Origin of the sequence: Chitinophaga cymbidii, from assembly GCF_007992715.1 — a bacterium.
Lineage (GTDB): Bacteria > Bacteroidota > Bacteroidia > Chitinophagales > Chitinophagaceae > Chitinophaga > Chitinophaga cymbidii.
Map to the genome: position 1 here is coordinate 552,698 of NZ_BKAU01000004.1, position 15,995 is coordinate 568,692.

General features: G+C 54.5%; 13 protein-coding genes. 7 read left to right on the plus strand and 6 right to left on the minus strand.

The window, feature by feature from the left end; all coding sequences use genetic code 11:
• Nucleotides 1–16: 16 nt before the first annotated feature.
• Together CCY01nite_RS18450 and rbsK are read left to right on the plus strand one after the other, a co-directional pair.
• Complete coding sequence (locus CCY01nite_RS18450) at nucleotides 17–1,384, plus strand: BT_3987 domain-containing protein (protein ID WP_186831136.1); 1,368 nt, start codon at nucleotides 17–19, stop codon at nucleotides 1,382–1,384.
• 9 nt (nucleotides 1,385–1,393) lie between these two features.
• Nucleotides 1,394–2,362, plus strand: a complete 969-nt coding sequence (rbsK, locus tag CCY01nite_RS18455; protein WP_146864893.1) for a ribokinase — start codon at nucleotides 1,394–1,396, stop codon at nucleotides 2,360–2,362.
• Between the two features lie 93 nt (nucleotides 2,363–2,455).
• On the opposite strand, the gene CCY01nite_RS18460 is transcribed toward rbsK, so the two are convergent.
• A complete protein-coding gene (locus CCY01nite_RS18460; protein WP_146864895.1) occupies nucleotides 2,456–3,532 on the minus strand; it encodes a Gfo/Idh/MocA family protein in 1,077 nt (358 codons plus the stop codon).
• A gap of 57 nt (nucleotides 3,533–3,589) precedes the next feature.
• Here CCY01nite_RS18460 and CCY01nite_RS18465 point away from each other — a divergent pair, with 57 nt between their 5' ends.
• A complete protein-coding gene (locus CCY01nite_RS18465; protein WP_146864897.1) occupies nucleotides 3,590–4,243 on the plus strand; it encodes a class I SAM-dependent methyltransferase in 654 nt (217 codons plus the stop codon).
• A 2-nt stretch (nucleotides 4,244–4,245) separates the two neighbouring features.
• Here CCY01nite_RS18465 and CCY01nite_RS18470 read toward each other — a convergent pair whose 3' ends face one another.
• Both CCY01nite_RS18470 and CCY01nite_RS18475 read right to left on the minus strand, forming a co-directional pair.
• The gene (locus CCY01nite_RS18470; RefSeq protein WP_146864899.1) at nucleotides 4,246–4,635 is read right to left on the minus strand and encodes a VOC family protein; all 390 of its coding nucleotides are present in this window, start codon (nucleotides 4,633–4,635) and stop codon (nucleotides 4,246–4,248) included.
• 6 nt (nucleotides 4,636–4,641) lie between these two features.
• Nucleotides 4,642–5,490: an AraC family transcriptional regulator gene (locus CCY01nite_RS18475; protein ID WP_146864901.1), complete on the minus strand. Its 849-nt coding sequence runs from the start codon at nucleotides 5,488–5,490 to the stop codon at nucleotides 4,642–4,644.
• Between the two features lie 99 nt (nucleotides 5,491–5,589).
• Between CCY01nite_RS18475 and CCY01nite_RS18480 the strand changes: the two genes are divergently transcribed.
• Both CCY01nite_RS18480 and CCY01nite_RS18485 read left to right on the plus strand, forming a co-directional pair.
• A complete protein-coding gene (locus CCY01nite_RS18480; RefSeq protein WP_146864902.1) occupies nucleotides 5,590–6,753 on the plus strand; it encodes an MFS transporter in 1,164 nt (387 codons plus the stop codon).
• Between the two features lie 5 nt (nucleotides 6,754–6,758).
• Complete coding sequence (locus CCY01nite_RS18485) at nucleotides 6,759–7,946, plus strand: MFS transporter (RefSeq protein ID WP_146864904.1); 1,188 nt, start codon at nucleotides 6,759–6,761, stop codon at nucleotides 7,944–7,946.
• Here the strand turns inward: CCY01nite_RS18485 and CCY01nite_RS18490 are convergent.
• Nucleotides 7,888–8,724: a hypothetical protein gene (locus CCY01nite_RS18490; RefSeq protein WP_146864906.1), complete on the minus strand. Its 837-nt coding sequence runs from the start codon at nucleotides 8,722–8,724 to the stop codon at nucleotides 7,888–7,890. The two genes, CCY01nite_RS18485 and CCY01nite_RS18490, sit on opposite strands and share 59 nt — an antisense overlap.
• A 349-nt stretch (nucleotides 8,725–9,073) precedes the next feature.
• Nucleotides 9,074–9,862: a hypothetical protein gene (locus CCY01nite_RS18495; protein ID WP_146864908.1), complete on the minus strand. Its 789-nt coding sequence runs from the start codon at nucleotides 9,860–9,862 to the stop codon at nucleotides 9,074–9,076.
• A gap of 590 nt (nucleotides 9,863–10,452) precedes the next feature.
• Between CCY01nite_RS18495 and CCY01nite_RS26910 the strand changes: the two genes are divergently transcribed.
• Nucleotides 10,453–12,228 carry a 3-keto-alpha-glucoside-1,2-lyase-like domain-containing protein gene (locus CCY01nite_RS26910; RefSeq protein ID WP_246129975.1) on the plus strand — a complete coding sequence of 592 codons (1,776 nt, stop codon included), beginning with the start codon at nucleotides 10,453–10,455 and terminating at the stop codon, nucleotides 12,226–12,228.
• 20 nt (nucleotides 12,229–12,248) lie between these two features.
• The gene (locus CCY01nite_RS18510) at nucleotides 12,249–14,249 is read left to right on the plus strand and encodes a hypothetical protein (RefSeq protein WP_146864910.1); all 2,001 of its coding nucleotides are present in this window, start codon (nucleotides 12,249–12,251) and stop codon (nucleotides 14,247–14,249) included.
• A gap of 118 nt (nucleotides 14,250–14,367) precedes the next feature.
• On the opposite strand, the gene CCY01nite_RS18515 is transcribed toward CCY01nite_RS18510, so the two are convergent.
• A complete protein-coding gene (locus tag CCY01nite_RS18515) occupies nucleotides 14,368–15,942 on the minus strand; it encodes a Na+/H+ antiporter (protein WP_146864912.1) in 1,575 nt (524 codons plus the stop codon).
• Nucleotides 15,943–15,995 lie beyond the last annotated feature (53 nt).

Sequence of the window (15,995 nt, forward strand, 5' to 3'; positions counted from 1 at the left end):
TTACAAACCGTTCCATATGAACATCAGGCTGATCCTACTTTTTGCGGCCATATTCGTTGCCTGTGAAAAAGATAAAAAATTCCAGGATGAGGCAATGGGCCCCGTGAACGTGTCTTTCGCCAGCACGGCGGGCAAGATCAACGTTCCGGATGAGAACAACTACATCCTGACGACGGACAAGCTCAGCATTCCGCTGAATATCGTGATGTCGGCTTCCGCACCGAAATATTTCTCGCTGAACATCAGTGTGGACAATGATACCATCCAGCAGCTGATAGATGAGCAGGCATTGCCAAATACGGTGTTGCTGGATGAATCCTATTACGAGCTGCCCAAGGGCGCGGATATCCGCTTTGGCCTGGATTCGCTGCCGGTAATGCTGGAAGTGAACATGCAGGCGGTAGAAAAGCATTTCGGCAAGGACCTCGCACTGGCGGTGCGGCTGGATAATGTTACCAAGCAGAATATATTATCGCCCACGGGGAAGATGGCTATTGTGGTGATCAAAACTTCCGAGCTGATCAGTGAAGACGACCTTCATTATCTTTCCTTTACGGAAGCCGGTAACATACTGACGTTGCCGTCTTCCGACGATCATACGCTCGGTGAGGTGGAAGTAGTGCTCCCCATCAGCCTCTCGCTCGGTGGTGTAGCCGGTGGGGCTTTTACCCTGAGTGTCAGTGAAGCGGCGGACACCGCGCAGCAGCTGATCGACGACGGCACCATTACAGATGGGGTGCTGTTGAGAAAGGACGATGACTTTACCTTGCCGGAAAATGCTTCATTCGACGCATTTACGAATACCGCGAAGTTCAACCTGCGGGTAAAAACGGCCTCGCTGAAAAATAACGTCACCCGTAAACCGGTGGTGGCGCTGACGATCAGCGATCCTACAAAGCACCTTATAGACGAGGCAAAGAAAACGCTGGTGATGGTGCTTGATCCGAACAAGCTGATAGAAGTGGATATAACGAATACGAATATACGCTATACCACACAGCATGAGAATGGCAACACCAACGAGAATTCACCCAAGCTGATCGACAACAATTCAAATACCAAATTCCTGCTGGGCAGCTTCTCATCCTCCTGGATGAAGCTGGAGTTCGCCGAGCCCACAAGCTCCGGCGCTTACACCATGACTTCCGCCAATGACGCGATAGACAGAGATCCCAAAGCATGGAGAATAGAAGGTTCGAATAATGATGTGGACTGGGTGATACTGGATCAGCAAACGGAACAGTTTTTCGGATCGCGTTTCCAGACCATGAAATATTATTTCCCTGATAAAACGCCGTATAAATATTACCGTTTGTACATTACTGCCCTCAGGAAGGGCACCACGTTCCAGATGGCGGAATGGCGCCTGTTGAAAACACCCTAAATGCTGTTTATGAAGAGCACATTCATCCAAACTAAACAAACCCTCAGGCCCCGGATCACTGTTGCAGGCAGCTCGGCTACCAACATGGTGATCCGGGCCCACCACCATCCCGTTCCCGGCGGAATGGTCATGGGCGATCAGTTTTTCACGACGCCGGGCGGCAAGGGCGCCAACCAGGCGGTGACCGCCGCGCGTCTCGGCGCCGCGGTGACTTTCCTGTCCAGGATCGGCAACGATCTCTTTGGCCGGCAGGCCATCCAGCAATTGATGGAAGAAGGCATCAACACCGATTTTATCCTCTCTGACCAGCGCCTGGCTTCAGGTGTGGCTTTTGTTACGGTGGATGCGGATGCCCGCAGCAGCATGACCATCGCGCCGGGCGCCAACAGCGCCTTTTCGCCCGAAGAGCTGCTGCCCGCCGCCGCGCAGATCGGTCAGTCAGATTACCTGTTACTGCAAATGGATATTCCTGAAGAAACCGTGCTGCAGGCCGCGAAGATAGCGGCCGGCCGGCACGTTCCCGTGATGCTGGACCCCGCGCCGGCATATGCCTGCAGCGAGGAGCTGCTGCAATACGTAACCGTATTCACGCCCAACAGGGCGGCGGCCTCACAGCTTTCCGGCATCGCCGTTACCAGTATGGAAAGCGCTGTGGAAGCGGCGGAGATCATCTGCCGCAAAGGCGTGAAAGCGGTGGTGATGACGTTAGGGGAGCAGGGTGCATTGGCGCTGCACGGCGATCAACTGCATGTTATTCCGCCCGTTCCCGTGGAAGCGGTGGATACCACCGCGGCAGGAGATGTATTCAATGCCGCGCTGGCAGTAGCGCTGGCCGAACAGAAAAACCTGCGTGAAGCAGCCGTTTTTGCAGCGAAAGCCGCCGCGATCGCCGTCACCAGGTGGGGAGCGCAGGCAGCCGCACCATACAGAAGAGAGATGGAGAAGAAAATTTTCCATACATCAAACACATCCGTTTAAACTGGCGCGGATGTGGTCTACAGTATAGCAAAGTCCAGTTGTCTAGTCTATCATCATATAATGTGGCCGGATGTTTCTTACATCCGGCGCTTCTCATAGCTTCACTTTTTTCCCTGTACGGGCGGACTCTTTCGCGGCTTCCAGTATCCGCACCACCAGCAGGTTGTTCTGCAGGGCGTACAGTCCCGTTTCCGGGTTCTGCTTCCCGTTCACTACGTCCGCGAGATAAAGAAAAGGATCTTCATATACCGGTATATCCGTTGCCGTTACTTTCTCCGCTACTGTGCCGGAGGGATCGCGGCGCAGTATGTTGTTCTTGTCCGGCGCCATCACATAGCCTTTGTCGCCATAGATCTCCATGTCTTTGCGGTTAAACGGCCAGTTCCACGAAGCCTGGATGATGCACTGGGCTTCGGGGTAATCCACGATGATGGTCGCGTCGTCTTCTACTTTCGGATAAACGGAAGGCTTGTAGTGCCTTGTTACCGCGGTAACGGCGATGGGCTTTTCGCCTTTCATCAGGTGCGTCATCAGGTTGGCGCCGTAACATCCGAAATCGACGAGCGCGCCGCCGCCGTTCAGCACCGGATCTGTAAGCCAGGCCAGGAACTCCGGGCTGCAGCCGATCTCTTTGGGGCCCTGGTGGCCGTCGTGGATCACCACTTTGCGTACCTGCCCCACGTAATTGCTGTCCTGCACCAGCTGGAAGGATCTGGCCACGGAGGGGTACCAGCTGGTTTCATAGTTGGTAAGCAAATGGATGTTGTGCTGCTTCGCCAGCGCCTCCATTTTCCGCGCATGCGCAACACTCACGGCCAGCGGCTTTTCCACCATCACATGAATGCCGCGCGGAGCGCAGGCTTCCACCACCGCAAGGTGGCTGTGTATAGAGCCGAAAGCCAGTACGGCCTGCGGTTTCACTGCATCCAGCATTTTGCCGAGGTTGGAATAAATGATGTCTTCTGAAAAACCGTAACGTTTGGCATAACGTTTAGCCAGTGCCGTGTCGGCGCTGTACACGCCGGCCAGCTGAATATCGGTTTTGTCTTTCCGGCCAAGTATCCAGCCCACATGTCCGTGGTCTATACCGGCAACGGCCACACGAAGTTGTTGTGCGGCGAGGTCTGTGTGTACCTGCAATACCAGCAGGAGAATGAGTAATGAGCGCATGCATAAATATACTCGTTTTGTGTACCTTTAGCATACTAAGGAAAATATTAGCAGACCATGGAAAATAAAGACCAGCAATATATCGCGGGACAACTGAAATGCCCCGCGGGAGAAGACGGCATCAAAGCGGCGGAGCGGATGAACGACAACAATGCGGGCGTGATCGGCAAAACGTTGGAGCTGACCGCTCCGGCGGACGGAGATGCGATCCTCGAACTGGGACCGGGTAACGGTTATCATGTAAAAGAACTGCTGTCCGCCGCGAACAACCTCCGCTATACCGGCATCGATATTTCCAAAACAATGGTGGCGGAAGCGGGATTGATGAACCGTGAGCTGGTATCCGCCGGTGTGGCGTCTTTCCTGACCGGCGATGGCCGCAGCCTGCCTTTCCCCGATCATTCTTTCGATAAGTTCCTCACGGTGAACACGCTGTATTTCTGGGAAAATGCGCAGGAGATGCTGCGGGAAATATGGCGGGTGCTGAAGCCCGGCGGCAGCATGGTGCTTTCCTTTGGCAGCCAGCGGTTCATGCAGCATTTGCCTTTTGTGCAATACGGTTTTCAGCTTTACAATGAGCCCGAAGTGCTGGCCATGCTGGAAGCGCAGGGGCTGCAAGTGCAAAGCACCGGTCTCTATTTTGAAGATGCGAAAGGCATGAACGGCGAAGTGATAAAGAAAGAGTTCATCCTCATAAAAGCAGTAAAATAATTTTATCGCGCGGGCTCGATCAGGTCCCACAGATTCCCGTACAGATCAGCAAATACCAGCACCTTGCCCCAGGTTTCCTGCACAGGCTCCCGCACAATGCGAACGCCCTGTTCCAGCAGGTTCCGGTGATCCCGTTCAAGATCATCCGTATGCAGGAAGAGAAAAACCCGTCCGCCCGTCTGATTGCCGATCCTGCTTTCCTGTTCCTCATTGGCGGCCCTGGCCAGCAACAGTCCGCATGCGGACCCCGGCGGCGCTACGCGCACCCATCTTTTCGTATCGCTCAATACGGTGTCTTCCAGTAATGAAAAGTGCAGCTTTTGTGTGTAAAAAGCAATGGCCTCGTCGTAATCCCTTACTACAATAGCGATGTGCGCCAGGTTTTGTTGCATAAGCGGTTATTGATGGATGTATCTTTTTTTGAAGTCCCGCGGATTTTCCCCGTTGATCTTCCGGAAAACCTTGTTGAAATAGGAAAGCTGCTCAAACCCGGTGGCAAAGCAGGCGTCGCTGACGGATTTATCCTGTAGCAGCAGGTTTTTCGCCTGGTTGATGCGGCAATGGTTCACAAAATCGGTGAAGGTCATGCCCGTTTGCTTCTTGAAATACCGGCAGAAAGCGGCGGTGGTCATATGCACCTGCCGGGCCACATGGTTCACGTCCGGCCGGAGGTGGTAATTGGCGTCCACATACCCGTAGATGGCGGACATGCGCTCTTTGTCTTTCTGCAACTGGTGATGACTGCCGGCGTGGTCGTTCAGCTGCAACACTTCCTTGCTGGTGGCCATGATCTGGAAGATTTCCAGCAGGCTGATCAGCTGGTGAAAATGATCGGCCGCCGGCATTTGCTTCAGCTTTTCGGCGATCTTTTGCTTGGTTTCGCCGGTGAAGGAGAGGCCGAATTTGGCGTTTTCAAATAGTGTTTTGATGGCGGATAATTCCGGCGCAAGGAGGAAACGCTCGCCCAGGAAATCTTCTTTCAGCTGTACAACGATCTGGTTGATCTCCGTTTTCAGGCCGTAGTCAAAATTGAGATGCGGCACATCGGGACCGATAAAGATCAGGTCGCTGTCCACGTAGCTGGACAAATGCTGGCCCACATGGCGGGTACCGGAGCCGCCTTCCACGTACACGATCTCGTATTCCGGGTGAAAATGCCAGTAGAAGCATTCTTTGAAGCAATCTGTCTTCAACCGGAACGATTTTCCGGCGTCCGGCTGTATCTCCTCCAGCTCGATATTCTTCATAATGGCAAAATTAGGATATAAATCGATATCAATACAGTGCAAATAATAGTCATTATAAGAGAAATTCAGTACAGCAGGTTGCAATAATTTTGCATCATCATGCAATTGGCTTATTCCATATCATTACGTGCGCCGCGGGCTTACCGGCTGGCGCTTTCGGTATTTTTCTTCATCCAGGGCCTGGTTTTCGCCAGTTGGGCGAGCCGCATTCCGGATATCAAGGAGCAAATGCGTCTGAGCGACGGCGCGCTGGGCGGGCTTTTGCTGGCTTTGCCGGCGGGTCAGATGGCGGGGATGGCGCTTTCCGGTTACCTGGTATCCCGCTTCGGGAGCCGGCTGATCATGCTGATCGCGGCATTTTTGTACCCGGGCGGCCTGATCCTGCTGGGCGCGGCTAACAGCGTAACCTTGCTGGCCGGGGCTTTGGTGTTGTTCGGACTCTGCGGCAACCTGATGAACATTGCGGCCAATACGCAGGCCGTAGGAGTGGAGGCGCTTTACCGCCGCAGCATCCTGGCGAGCTTTCACGGGCTGTGGAGCCTCGCCGGTTTCACGGGAGGTTTGCTCGGCGCCCTGATGGTGGCCCGGCATCAAACACCGCTGGTACATTACGCCATCGTTTTTGCGCTGACCATGCTGCTGGTGGCTACTTCCGCGGCGTACCTGCTGCCGCGCGACGCACCGAAGAAAAGCGGCGGGCACTCCATTTTTGTAAAGCCGGACCGGAACATCATCGTGCTCGGCCTCATCACCTTCGCCTGCATGATCTGCGAAGGCACGATGTTCGACTGGAGCGGCGTGTACTTTGACCAGGTGGTGCATGCGCCGGTAGAATGGAGCCGCCTTGGCTTTATCGCTTTCATGAGCGCGATGGCGGGCGGCCGTTTTGCGGCGGATTATTTTATCACCCGCTTCGGCGCCAAACCCATGCTCAAATCCAGCGGTATCATCATATTGACGGGTCTTTTATTGTCCGTTTTACTGCCTTCCATTGTAACGGCTACCATCGGTTTCCTGCTGGTAGGGCTGGGCGTGGCCTCCGTGGTGCCGCTGTCCTACAGCATTGCCGGAAGATCGAAAACGATTCCTCCCGGCGTGGCGCTGGCGATGGTTTCCTCGATCGGGTTCCTGGGCTTCCTGCTGGGGCCGCCGCTGATCGGGTTTGTAGCGGAGGGGTATGGACTGCGCTGGTCTTTCACACTGATCGCCGTACTGGGATTGGGAACAACGCTGCTGGCAGGCAGCATTAAAAAATACGAATAGGGCTTATGGAAGCAAGACGGCGGGCAAGGATAGCGATCGCTTTATTCTTTTTCATTTCGGGTTTGGGGTTTTCAACGTGGGCTTCGCGGATACCCGATCTGCAACAGAAGCTTCATCTGAATGAAGCGGAGCTGGGCAGCGTATTATTTGCGCTGCCTTTCGGCCTTATGTTCACCATGCCGCTCACAGGCATGCTGTTGCAGCGTTTCAGCAGCAATTCGATCATGTTCACGGGGGCGCTGGCTTTTAACGGGATGCTGAGCGTGCTGGGGTTTGTAACGGAGATCTGGCAGCTGGTGATCGCGCTGTTCTGTTTCGGCGCTTCGCGCAACCTGCTCAACATTTCCATGAATGCGCAGTCCGTCGGCGTACAATCGCTGTACGACCGGTCCATCATCACCACGTTCCACGGCATCTGGAGCGTGGCGGGTTTCAGCGGCGCGGCATTGGGAGGTTTGATGGTGTTCTGGCGCGTTTCGCCGGGCATTCACTTCCTGGCGGTGGGTGTGCTGATGGTGATCATGGGATTCTTTGCTTACCCCGGCAGTTTGCACCAGCCGCCGGCATCCACCGGCAGGCGCCGTTTTGCGTGGCCGGATAAAAGCCTGCTGAAATATGGATTGATATCTTTTGCCGTCATGTCCTGCGAGGGCACGATGTACGACTGGAGCGGCATCTATTTCCAGAAGGCCGTGCAGGCTTCGCGGGAGGTGGTGACCGCGGGGTTTGTGGTATACATGGTAGCGATGGCGGTGGGGCGTTTTAGTGGGGACAGGGTGGTGAACCGCCTCGGCGTTCACACGATGATCAAATGGAGCGGTATCCTCATTTTCATTGGACTGCTGCTGGCAGCGCTGGTGCCACGGCCGCTGACCGCCGGATTTGGCTTTATGATGACCGGTATCGGTGTTTCCTGTGTTGTGCCGCTGGTGTTCAGCATGGCCGGCAAATCCACCACCATGGCTAACGGCCCCGCTATTGCCGCGGTGTCAACTGTTGGTTACCTCGGTTTTCTGCTGGTGCCGCCGGTGATCGGTTTTATTGCGGAGGCATTTAGCTTGCGCTGGGCCTTTGGCCTCATGTCCGGCTTCGGCATCGTGATCACCGTACTGATCCTGCTGCTGCACAAAGGCGCTACTGCTCCCGCACGATCCTCGTCAGCTGTACCGGCTCCCCCTGTGGGTCATACGTGATCCTTTCCACAATGAAATCATTTTTATCGTAGACCAGCACGGTGTTATGCACCGAGCTGTCTTTCATATCAATATAACCCTGCTTCGTAACGTTCCGTTTTCCGTTGATGGTGTTGAAGAACTTGTGCGTCAGCACATTTTCGCCGTTATAAACGTTGTAATGCAGCGAAGTATCCGTATCGCTGACCAGCTGTGATTTTACAACGAGCTTTCCTTCCTTGTTGAATTCTTCGGACAGGGCTTCGTCCCCATGTTTATTGTAGGCGTACCGGAAAGCATAGATCATTTTCCCCGCGGCATCATAACAGGTCAGTTCCTTTATCTGCTGCTGATCATCATATGTGTAAACGATCTTCCGGTCCAGCTGCCCTTCTGAATTATAGAACTGGCGGGTCGTATTCAGCCCCTGACCGTCATATTCATTCCTGATAACGGCGGTCACGCTTCCTTCGCTGTCTTTTACAACGGTAGCGGAATCATCGCCCCGGCGGTTGTAGAAATATTCTTCGCGGGAGTTCAGCGTAGAGTCGTTCCTGTTATACAGGCTGCTGTAGACGGCACGGCCATCCGTACCATAAACCGTTAGCTGAAAGAGGAATGCGCTGGCGGTATCCGGCTGGCCGAACCGGTAATCGTACTGATATGCTTTTTCCGTCCGAATCTTGTTGGCGGCGATCTTTTGCCGGAGGATCTCTTTTTTGGTTTCGTTATCGGAACGTTTGGGCTGGCAGGCCAGCAGCAAAAAGGGAAGTATAAGGGACAGGAGGGTGCGCTTCATCGGTTCAATGTTAAGTAATCATCAACAAGATAGAAATAAATCGCTCATCCTTCGCTGATCTTTCGTTTATCCTTCGCTTTTCCAGTCAATTTTCACTGGCGGAGTAAAGGATAAACGAAGGATCAGCGATGGATCACAGAAGGCAACGTGGACTTGATGTGGAGGTGGTCTGCCGTTCATCTGGGCTTGCGGAATCAGGAGGGAAGGGCTTTGGTGGGATGTTCCGGCAATAGAAGATAGTCCGCAGGACAGGCTTGCGAAAAAATGGATGGGCAATGATGATGTGGGAGGGTAGAACGTTCAATGGATATATTACTCACCTGGATGCAACTTTCTGGCAGGGAATGACCTATTCCCGTTGTATGGCGGTCTTATCCGGGCGGAGTTTCCCGGAATCTGCCAGCCGGTTTTGCGCTGTTACCTGTTGCGGAGATGGAGATGCGAAGAAGCTGGCCGGTTGGGGATATGCGGGCTTCTGGAAGACTTCCGCTGTTCCCGGCTCTTTAACGGCGATGATGTCTGCGGCGAGGTATTTCCGGTTACGGGAGGCATCGTTCCCGTACATGGCCCTTACCTGCAGGGTCACTATCAGCGTTCCTTTGCCCGGTACGTCCACGTCCAGCGCGGCGCCGGCAAAGGCTTCATTGGGATGCAGGGAAAGCAGGGCGGTTTCGGTGTTTACTACGCGGCGCTCCGCGAAATGAATGCGGGAAGCGATCACTTTTACTTCCAGCGTAGTGACGCCTTTGAACTGCGGCAGCGTTTGCGCGGGGATGTGCAGTATCCCGTTCCGGGCGAGCGTTGGCGCTTTGGTAAAGAACTTGTCCGTTCCCGTATACCGGTTGAACCGGAAGTCCGCCAGGGCGCCGTGGTTATTGCTTCCGGCCTGGATCAGCAGCTTGTTAAGCCGGTTGATGTAGCTGCCGTCGCAGCGGACATCGAGATCATGCGCGAAAGCGCTGCGGATGAGACGGCCTTTTTTGCTCGCCACGCCGAAGCGAGGGGCGGCGCGGCGGGTGGCGAACGTTTGCCTTACCTGCGCTGGCATGCTGCGGAAGTAGTGTTTACCTTCCCGGTAGTAGCCGATCATGTTACCGGCTTTGCCCGTGAAGGTGAACAAAGATGTTTGTGTAGCCATAGTAGTTGTATTCAGGTGATAAAATAAATATAACACAATCCCGGCAGGAAGGTTCGGGCGGGGATTAGCGGTTATCAAAAGCCGGTTCGCCGGGGGCTGAAGAATATTCAATGCGGAACGAACCAGGTTTTGATAATAGTAAATGCCGGGCGAAGGGGGATTGGATGATTTGAAAAGTCATTTTTCGATGTAAGGTTCAAAAAAATTGATATTCACTACTTTATCTGGGGAGATTTTCGGAAAATGTCCTTGAGGCTCGTGTTGGAAGATATATAACTCTCCAAAACAGCCCTATTTAACTATATTTTGGAGAGTATTAATATGTATCACTCGCCAAAATTTATAGTGATGAGGGAGGTTAGCATGGAGGATTTGTTTAACTAAATGAAAATATGATCCCCATATCGCCGCATTTTGTTTTCATTTAAAATCCGTTCACAATCTGTTTACAATTCAACAGGATTCATCCGACTTTTTGTCCATTCTTCAATTAATTATTCCATCCGTAAGAAACTATTCATATTTTAGCGACCATGGTACTAAGATCAAAAAACAGTCTTTTAAGCCGGTCAGGGATCGGCTTTTTAATTATGTGCAGTGCCGGTCTGGCATTGAATCAGAAGGCCGCGGGCCAGTCTTCGCAGATATCTTTGCAGGACCTTTCTTCGTTTAAAGATCCCGGCAGCAGCTGGCAGATCGCTGGCGATGTAAATGCCAACCTGGAAAAACAGAATGTGCTGCGCACCGCAAAGGGCACAGGCATCCTGGTAAACCTTCCCGGTAAAAGGAATCACGGCCAGGACCTTTTCACCGGTTTTGAACATGGTGACATTGATCTTGAACTGGATTACATGATGGCGGCTGGCTCCAATTCCGGCATTTACCTGCAGGGCCGTTACGAGCTGCAGCTGCTGGACAGCTGGGGCGTAACAACACCCCGCCCCGGCGATAACGGCGGCATTTATGAACGTTGGGACGAAAGCCGTGGTAAAGGGAATGAGGGATATGAAGGCTATGCGCCCCGTCAGAATGCCAGCAAAGCGCCCGGCCTGTGGCAGCATCTGAAAGTATCATTCCAGGCGCCCCGCTTCGATGCTTCCGGCAGGAAGACGGAAAACGCCAGGATCCTGCGTGTGGAACTGAACGGTGTGATGATCCATGAGAACATAGAGCTGAACGGCCCCACCCGCGGCGCTATCGGCGGCGGCGATGAAAAGGCCTCCGGCCCGCTGCGCATCCAGGGAGATCACGGCGCGGTGGCTTTTAAAAACATCAGTATCCGTCAATATAATACACCTTTGCCGGAACTCGCCGGCCTGCAATACACCGCGTATGCTGGTCCCATCGGCAATGAACCGGACCTCAGCAAGCTGAAGGAGCTGTCCAAAGGAAACGCGGCGGCGCTGACCGCTACTTCGCCGGTGCTGGCGAATGAATACGCGCTTGCTTACAAAGGCACGCTGCGCGTGAAGGAAGCAGGGGAGTACACCTTTTCCCTGAATACTTCCGGCGGCGGCGGCATGCTCCGTATCAATAATAAAGAGAGCAGGGGCAACCGCGTGAAGGAAAACCTCTCCGCGGGCGACGTGCCGGTAGAGATCTTCTACGCGCGTTCCAACCAGTGGGGATCACCTTCTCTCGGCCTGACGGTTCAGGGGCCCGGTTTCCGCCAGGCTTACTTTGGCGACGCCGTTACGCCGGACGAGACGGACCCCATTCTGCTGGACGCTTCTTCCAACACCATTCTGCGCAGCTTCATGGACGTGCCCGGCCAGCCGAAGATCGTGCATGCCGTTTCCGTGGGCAGCCCGGAGAAAGTGCATTACACGTATGATATGGACAGAGGTATGATCGTGCAGGTATGGAGGGGCAACTTCCTGGAAACAACTCCCATGTGGCATGAAAGAGGCAATGGTACTTCCCGCCCGCAGGGCGCCGTGCAGCGCTTCGGCGTTCCGTACTTCACGCTGGGCCGCCTTTCCGGCCAGCAGGACGCATGGATAACAGATACCACTGGCAGCGGTTACCGCCCGAAAGGATATGTGCTGGATGAGCAGGACCGGCCTACTTTCCGTTACCAGATCTTCGGCTCCGCCGTGACCGACCAGATCCGTGTATCGGCGGACGGCCACGGCATTCAGCGCGAGCTGAACGTTACCGCGCCCGCGGCGGACCTGTACGCCAAGCTGGCGGAAGGCTCCGTGATAGAGGTGCTGGACAAAGACCTGTACGTGATCGATGGACGCGCTTACTACCTGCAGCTGCAGGACGACGGCGGTGCAAAACCCCTCGTGCGCGACGCCAACGGCCGCAAAGAGCTGATCATCCCCGTACGCGGCAGGTTAAGCTATTCCATCCTTTTTTAAAAACTTTGACTGTTTTAGTAATGAAAAATATTTCGCAAAAGCTTTTTAAGAAAGCAGCATTGTACTTACTGCCTTTGTCCGCCGCCGTTACACAGCTGGCGCCGGCATACGCGCAGGAAACGCCGAAGGAAGAAGATTATTTCAGGATCATGAAGATGAGCGCACCGGAAGGCACCCTGCTGGAAGTAGGCGGGCTGACGGTATTACCGAACGGCGACCTCGGCGTGGCTACCCGCCGCGGCGACATCTTCATCGTGGAAAATCCTACCAGCCGGCGCCCCTTCTTCCGCAAGTTCGCTTCCGGCCTGCACGAAGTGCTGGGCCTGGTGTACAAGGATGGATCGCTGTACTGCGCGCAACGCGGCGAGCTTACCAAAATGACCGATACGAACATGGACGGCAAAGCCGATGTGTTTGAAACCGTATATGCGTGGCCGATATCCGGTCACTATCACGAATACAGCTTCGGGCCGAAGCTGGCACCGGACGGCTCTTTCTTCGTATCCGGCAACGTAGCTTTCGGCGATGAAGAATGGTGGCGCGGTGAAAGCCGTGTGCCCTGGCGCGGATGGATGATGCATATCAGCGCGGACGGCAGTAAAATGGAGCCCTGGGCTACCGGCATGCGCTCTCCCTGCGGTCTTGGTATGATCAACGGTGAATTGTTCTACACAGAGAACCAGGGCGACTGGATGGGTTCCGGTGGCATCTGGCATGTAAGGAAAGGCGATTTCGTGGGGCATCCCGCCGGTCTCCGCTGGGCTAACCTCCCGAACTCTCCGCTGAAGCTCACTGCCGAGCAGATCTATGCGCAGGTGGACGAGCGCAGGATCAAGAATGAACAGGGCCGCTATATCAAACCGGAGAACAGGATCAATGAAAACTTCAAGACCATGTTCGAGGTGAAGAAAGCGATCCCCGAGCTGCGTCTTCCGGCAGTTTGGCTGCCGCATGGCGTGTTGGGGATCTCCAATTCTGAAATGGTGGCCATACCGGAAGGGTTCTTCGGGCCTTTCGGCGGGCAGGCGCTGGTGGGCGACCAGGGACAGAGCAAGATCATGCGCGTGGTGCTGGAAAAAGTAAAAGGAGAATACCAGGGCGTAGCATTCGACTTCCGCAGCAATTTCCAGTCCGGCGTACTACGCCTGGCCTGGGCGAAAGACGGCTCGCTGTTCGTGGGCGAAACGAACCGTGGCTGGGGCTCCGCAGGTGACGCCAACGAAGGTTTGCAACGCCTGGTATGGAACAACCGCGTGCCTTTTGAAATGCGCACGGTGAAAGCCATGCCGGACGGTTTCGAGATCGAGTTCACGTTGCCGGTAGATAAAAAATCCGCATCCGACCTCGCCTCTTATTCCGTGGAAAGCTTTATCTACAAATATCATTCTGTATACGGAAGCCCTGTTGTGAACAACGACACCTGCGAGGTAAAAGGCGTGAAGGTTTCAGAGGATGGGTATAAAGTGCGCATCATCGTTGATAACATGCGTCAGTATTACATTCATAACATCACGCTGAACGGTGTGCGAGAAAGGGATAACTTCTATTCACTGGTGCACCCGACCGGTTACTATACGCTGAACAATTTCCAGGATGGCGCAAAGCTGTCCATGAACGAAGTGAGCACGTATAATTCAGAGAAGGAAGCGAAGGCCAAAGCGGAAGCTACCGCAAAGGCGGAAGCAGCTAAAACTAAAGCGAGCGCTGCGGCAGCAGCCAAAGCAAAAGCCGCCGCTGCGTCCGCTGCAAAAGCGGTGGCGAAAGCGCCTACATATGAAGAAGTGAAGCCGCTGTTGGCGAAATTCACCTGCAATGCCTGCCACAATCCTGACAAAAAACAGGTAGGCCCCGCGTTCAGGGATATCGCCAAACGCAATTATACGAACGACATGATGGTGAAGCTCATCTACAACCCGAACCCCGAGAACTGGCCGGGCTACGCGACAGAAATGCCGCCGATGCCGCAGGTGCCCAAAGCGGATGCTTTGAAGATCGCGGGCTGGATCAATTCATTGAAATAGTTTTGAAAAGCACATAAACAGGGGCTGGTCTTTTGGGGCAGCCCCTGTTTCGTTCTAGCAGTTTTGTAACCATTTTGCGCACATGCAGCGCATATTCCCAAACCTGCCTGCTCCGCGTTCATTCAAACCGTAACCGCATCTTTTCCTCCTCCACATCCAGCAGCAACTGGTATTTGCGGATCACTTCCTCATCCGTGGATACCTCCTTATTCCATTCCCGCAACCATGCCCGCTGCTGTGCAAGCAATTGAAGATATACCGCACGATAGCCGTCCTGCATCCATTCACTTTCATCCGGCACAGTTTCCTGTTCCCACTTTGCGGCGAGCTGCTGCAAGGCCGTATTGCTGCCCAGCGCATCGCTGTGATGCTCGCGCAGCCAGGCGAGGCTGCGGTCGGACAGCTTTTGGCGGATGATCCGGTTCTGCTCCGCTTCGGGCAGGAAATGGTCCGGATCGTCCAGCTGCAGCCAGCGGATGACCAGCGGCAGGGTAAGGCCCTGCACCACCAGCGTGAGCAATATCACCACGAAGGTGATGAACAGGATGAGGTTGCGTTGCGGAAAAGCCGCGCCGCTGGTCACGTACACGGGTATGGACAAAGCCGCGGCGAGTGAAACCACGCCCCGCATGCCCGCCCATCCGAACACCAGCGGCGCTTTCCATCCGGGGCGGCTGTCTGCCGTTGTGATATAGCGGCTGATGAATACGGTGAACGCCGATGCGCCAAGCGTACTGAGCACGCGCGCGACCATCAGTACCACGGTAATAAGCACGCCGTAACCAATGGCCTGCCGAAGGCTCACATCTCCCAGTCCCGCTACGATCACCGGCAATTCCAGTCCTATCAGCATAAACACCAGTCCATTCAGCACAAACCCGAAGGCCGCCCAAACGTTGGCGCCTCTTAACCTGCTGCGGTGGCTCAGGAACAGGTGGCTCTTCGCGGAGAGGAAGAGGCCGCCGCTGACAACGGCCAATACGCCGGAAACATGTATCGATTCGGCGGCGATGTACATCACGTAAGGCGTTGCAAGCGACATCACCACATCGGTATTGGCGTCTGTCGGTAATTTTCTATGCAGAAAATAGAAGACGCAGCCGACGGCGAGCCCCGTCAATATACCCCCCGCTATTACCCATACAAAGCTCAATGCCGCTTCATGAAAAACGAACCGGCCGGTATCCACCGCGATAAACGCAAAACGGAAAACGATCAGGCTGGATGCGTCGTTCAGCAGGCTTTCTCCTTCCAGGATGGAAGACATTCTTTTCGGCACTTTCACATGCTTCAGGATGGCGGTGGCGCTCACCGCATCGGGCGGGGAAACGATGCCACCGAGGAGGAATCCCAGCGCCAGCGTAAATCCCGGGATCAGGTGGCTCGCCACCAGCGCTACCACGAGCGATGTGGCGATCACGATCAGGAAAGCAAAGCTGCCGATCACGCGCCGCCATCGCCAGAACTCTTTCCAGGAAGTATACCAGGCCGCTTCATACAGCAGGGGAGGAAGGAAGATAACAAATATCAGTTCGGGGTTGATGTGGATGACCGGCATACCGGGGATCAGGCTGATGGCGAGGCCGCCGAGCACGAGCACGACAGGGTAGGCGGTCCTGATCTTGTGGGCGAGCATCACCAGCAGGAGGATCAGCATCACCAGCGCGATGTACAACGTAAAATCATGCAGCATATGAACCGGCAATTTAATAGTACAAAAACGCATTTGCCAGCCGCGGCGAAACA

What these genes read in the sequence shown, in the direction of transcription:
- CCY01nite_RS18450 (WP_186831136.1), top strand. Translation starts at nt 17, where the DNA reads ATGAACATCAGGCTGATCCTACTTTTTGCGGCCATATTCGTTGCCTGT.
- rbsK (WP_146864893.1), top strand. Translation starts at nt 1,394, where the DNA reads ATGAAGAGCACATTCATCCAAACTAAACAAACCCTCAGGCCCCGGATC.
- CCY01nite_RS18460 (WP_146864895.1), bottom strand. Translation starts at nt 3,532, where the DNA reads ATGCGCTCATTACTCATTCTCCTGCTGGTATTGCAGGTACACACAGAC.
- CCY01nite_RS18465 (WP_146864897.1), top strand. Translation starts at nt 3,590, where the DNA reads ATGGAAAATAAAGACCAGCAATATATCGCGGGACAACTGAAATGCCCC.
- CCY01nite_RS18470 (WP_146864899.1), bottom strand. Translation starts at nt 4,635, where the DNA reads ATGCAACAAAACCTGGCGCACATCGCTATTGTAGTAAGGGATTACGAC.
- CCY01nite_RS18475 (WP_146864901.1), bottom strand. Translation starts at nt 5,490, where the DNA reads ATGAAGAATATCGAGCTGGAGGAGATACAGCCGGACGCCGGAAAATCG.
- CCY01nite_RS18480 (WP_146864902.1), top strand. Translation starts at nt 5,590, where the DNA reads ATGCAATTGGCTTATTCCATATCATTACGTGCGCCGCGGGCTTACCGG.
- CCY01nite_RS18485 (WP_146864904.1), top strand. Translation starts at nt 6,759, where the DNA reads ATGGAAGCAAGACGGCGGGCAAGGATAGCGATCGCTTTATTCTTTTTC.
- CCY01nite_RS18490 (WP_146864906.1), bottom strand. Translation starts at nt 8,724, where the DNA reads ATGAAGCGCACCCTCCTGTCCCTTATACTTCCCTTTTTGCTGCTGGCC.
- CCY01nite_RS18495 (WP_146864908.1), bottom strand. Translation starts at nt 9,862, where the DNA reads ATGGCTACACAAACATCTTTGTTCACCTTCACGGGCAAAGCCGGTAAC.
- CCY01nite_RS26910 (WP_246129975.1), top strand. Translation starts at nt 10,453, where the DNA reads ATGTGCAGTGCCGGTCTGGCATTGAATCAGAAGGCCGCGGGCCAGTCT.
- CCY01nite_RS18510 (WP_146864910.1), top strand. Translation starts at nt 12,249, where the DNA reads ATGAAAAATATTTCGCAAAAGCTTTTTAAGAAAGCAGCATTGTACTTA.
- CCY01nite_RS18515 (WP_146864912.1), bottom strand. Translation starts at nt 15,942, where the DNA reads ATGCTGCATGATTTTACGTTGTACATCGCGCTGGTGATGCTGATCCTC.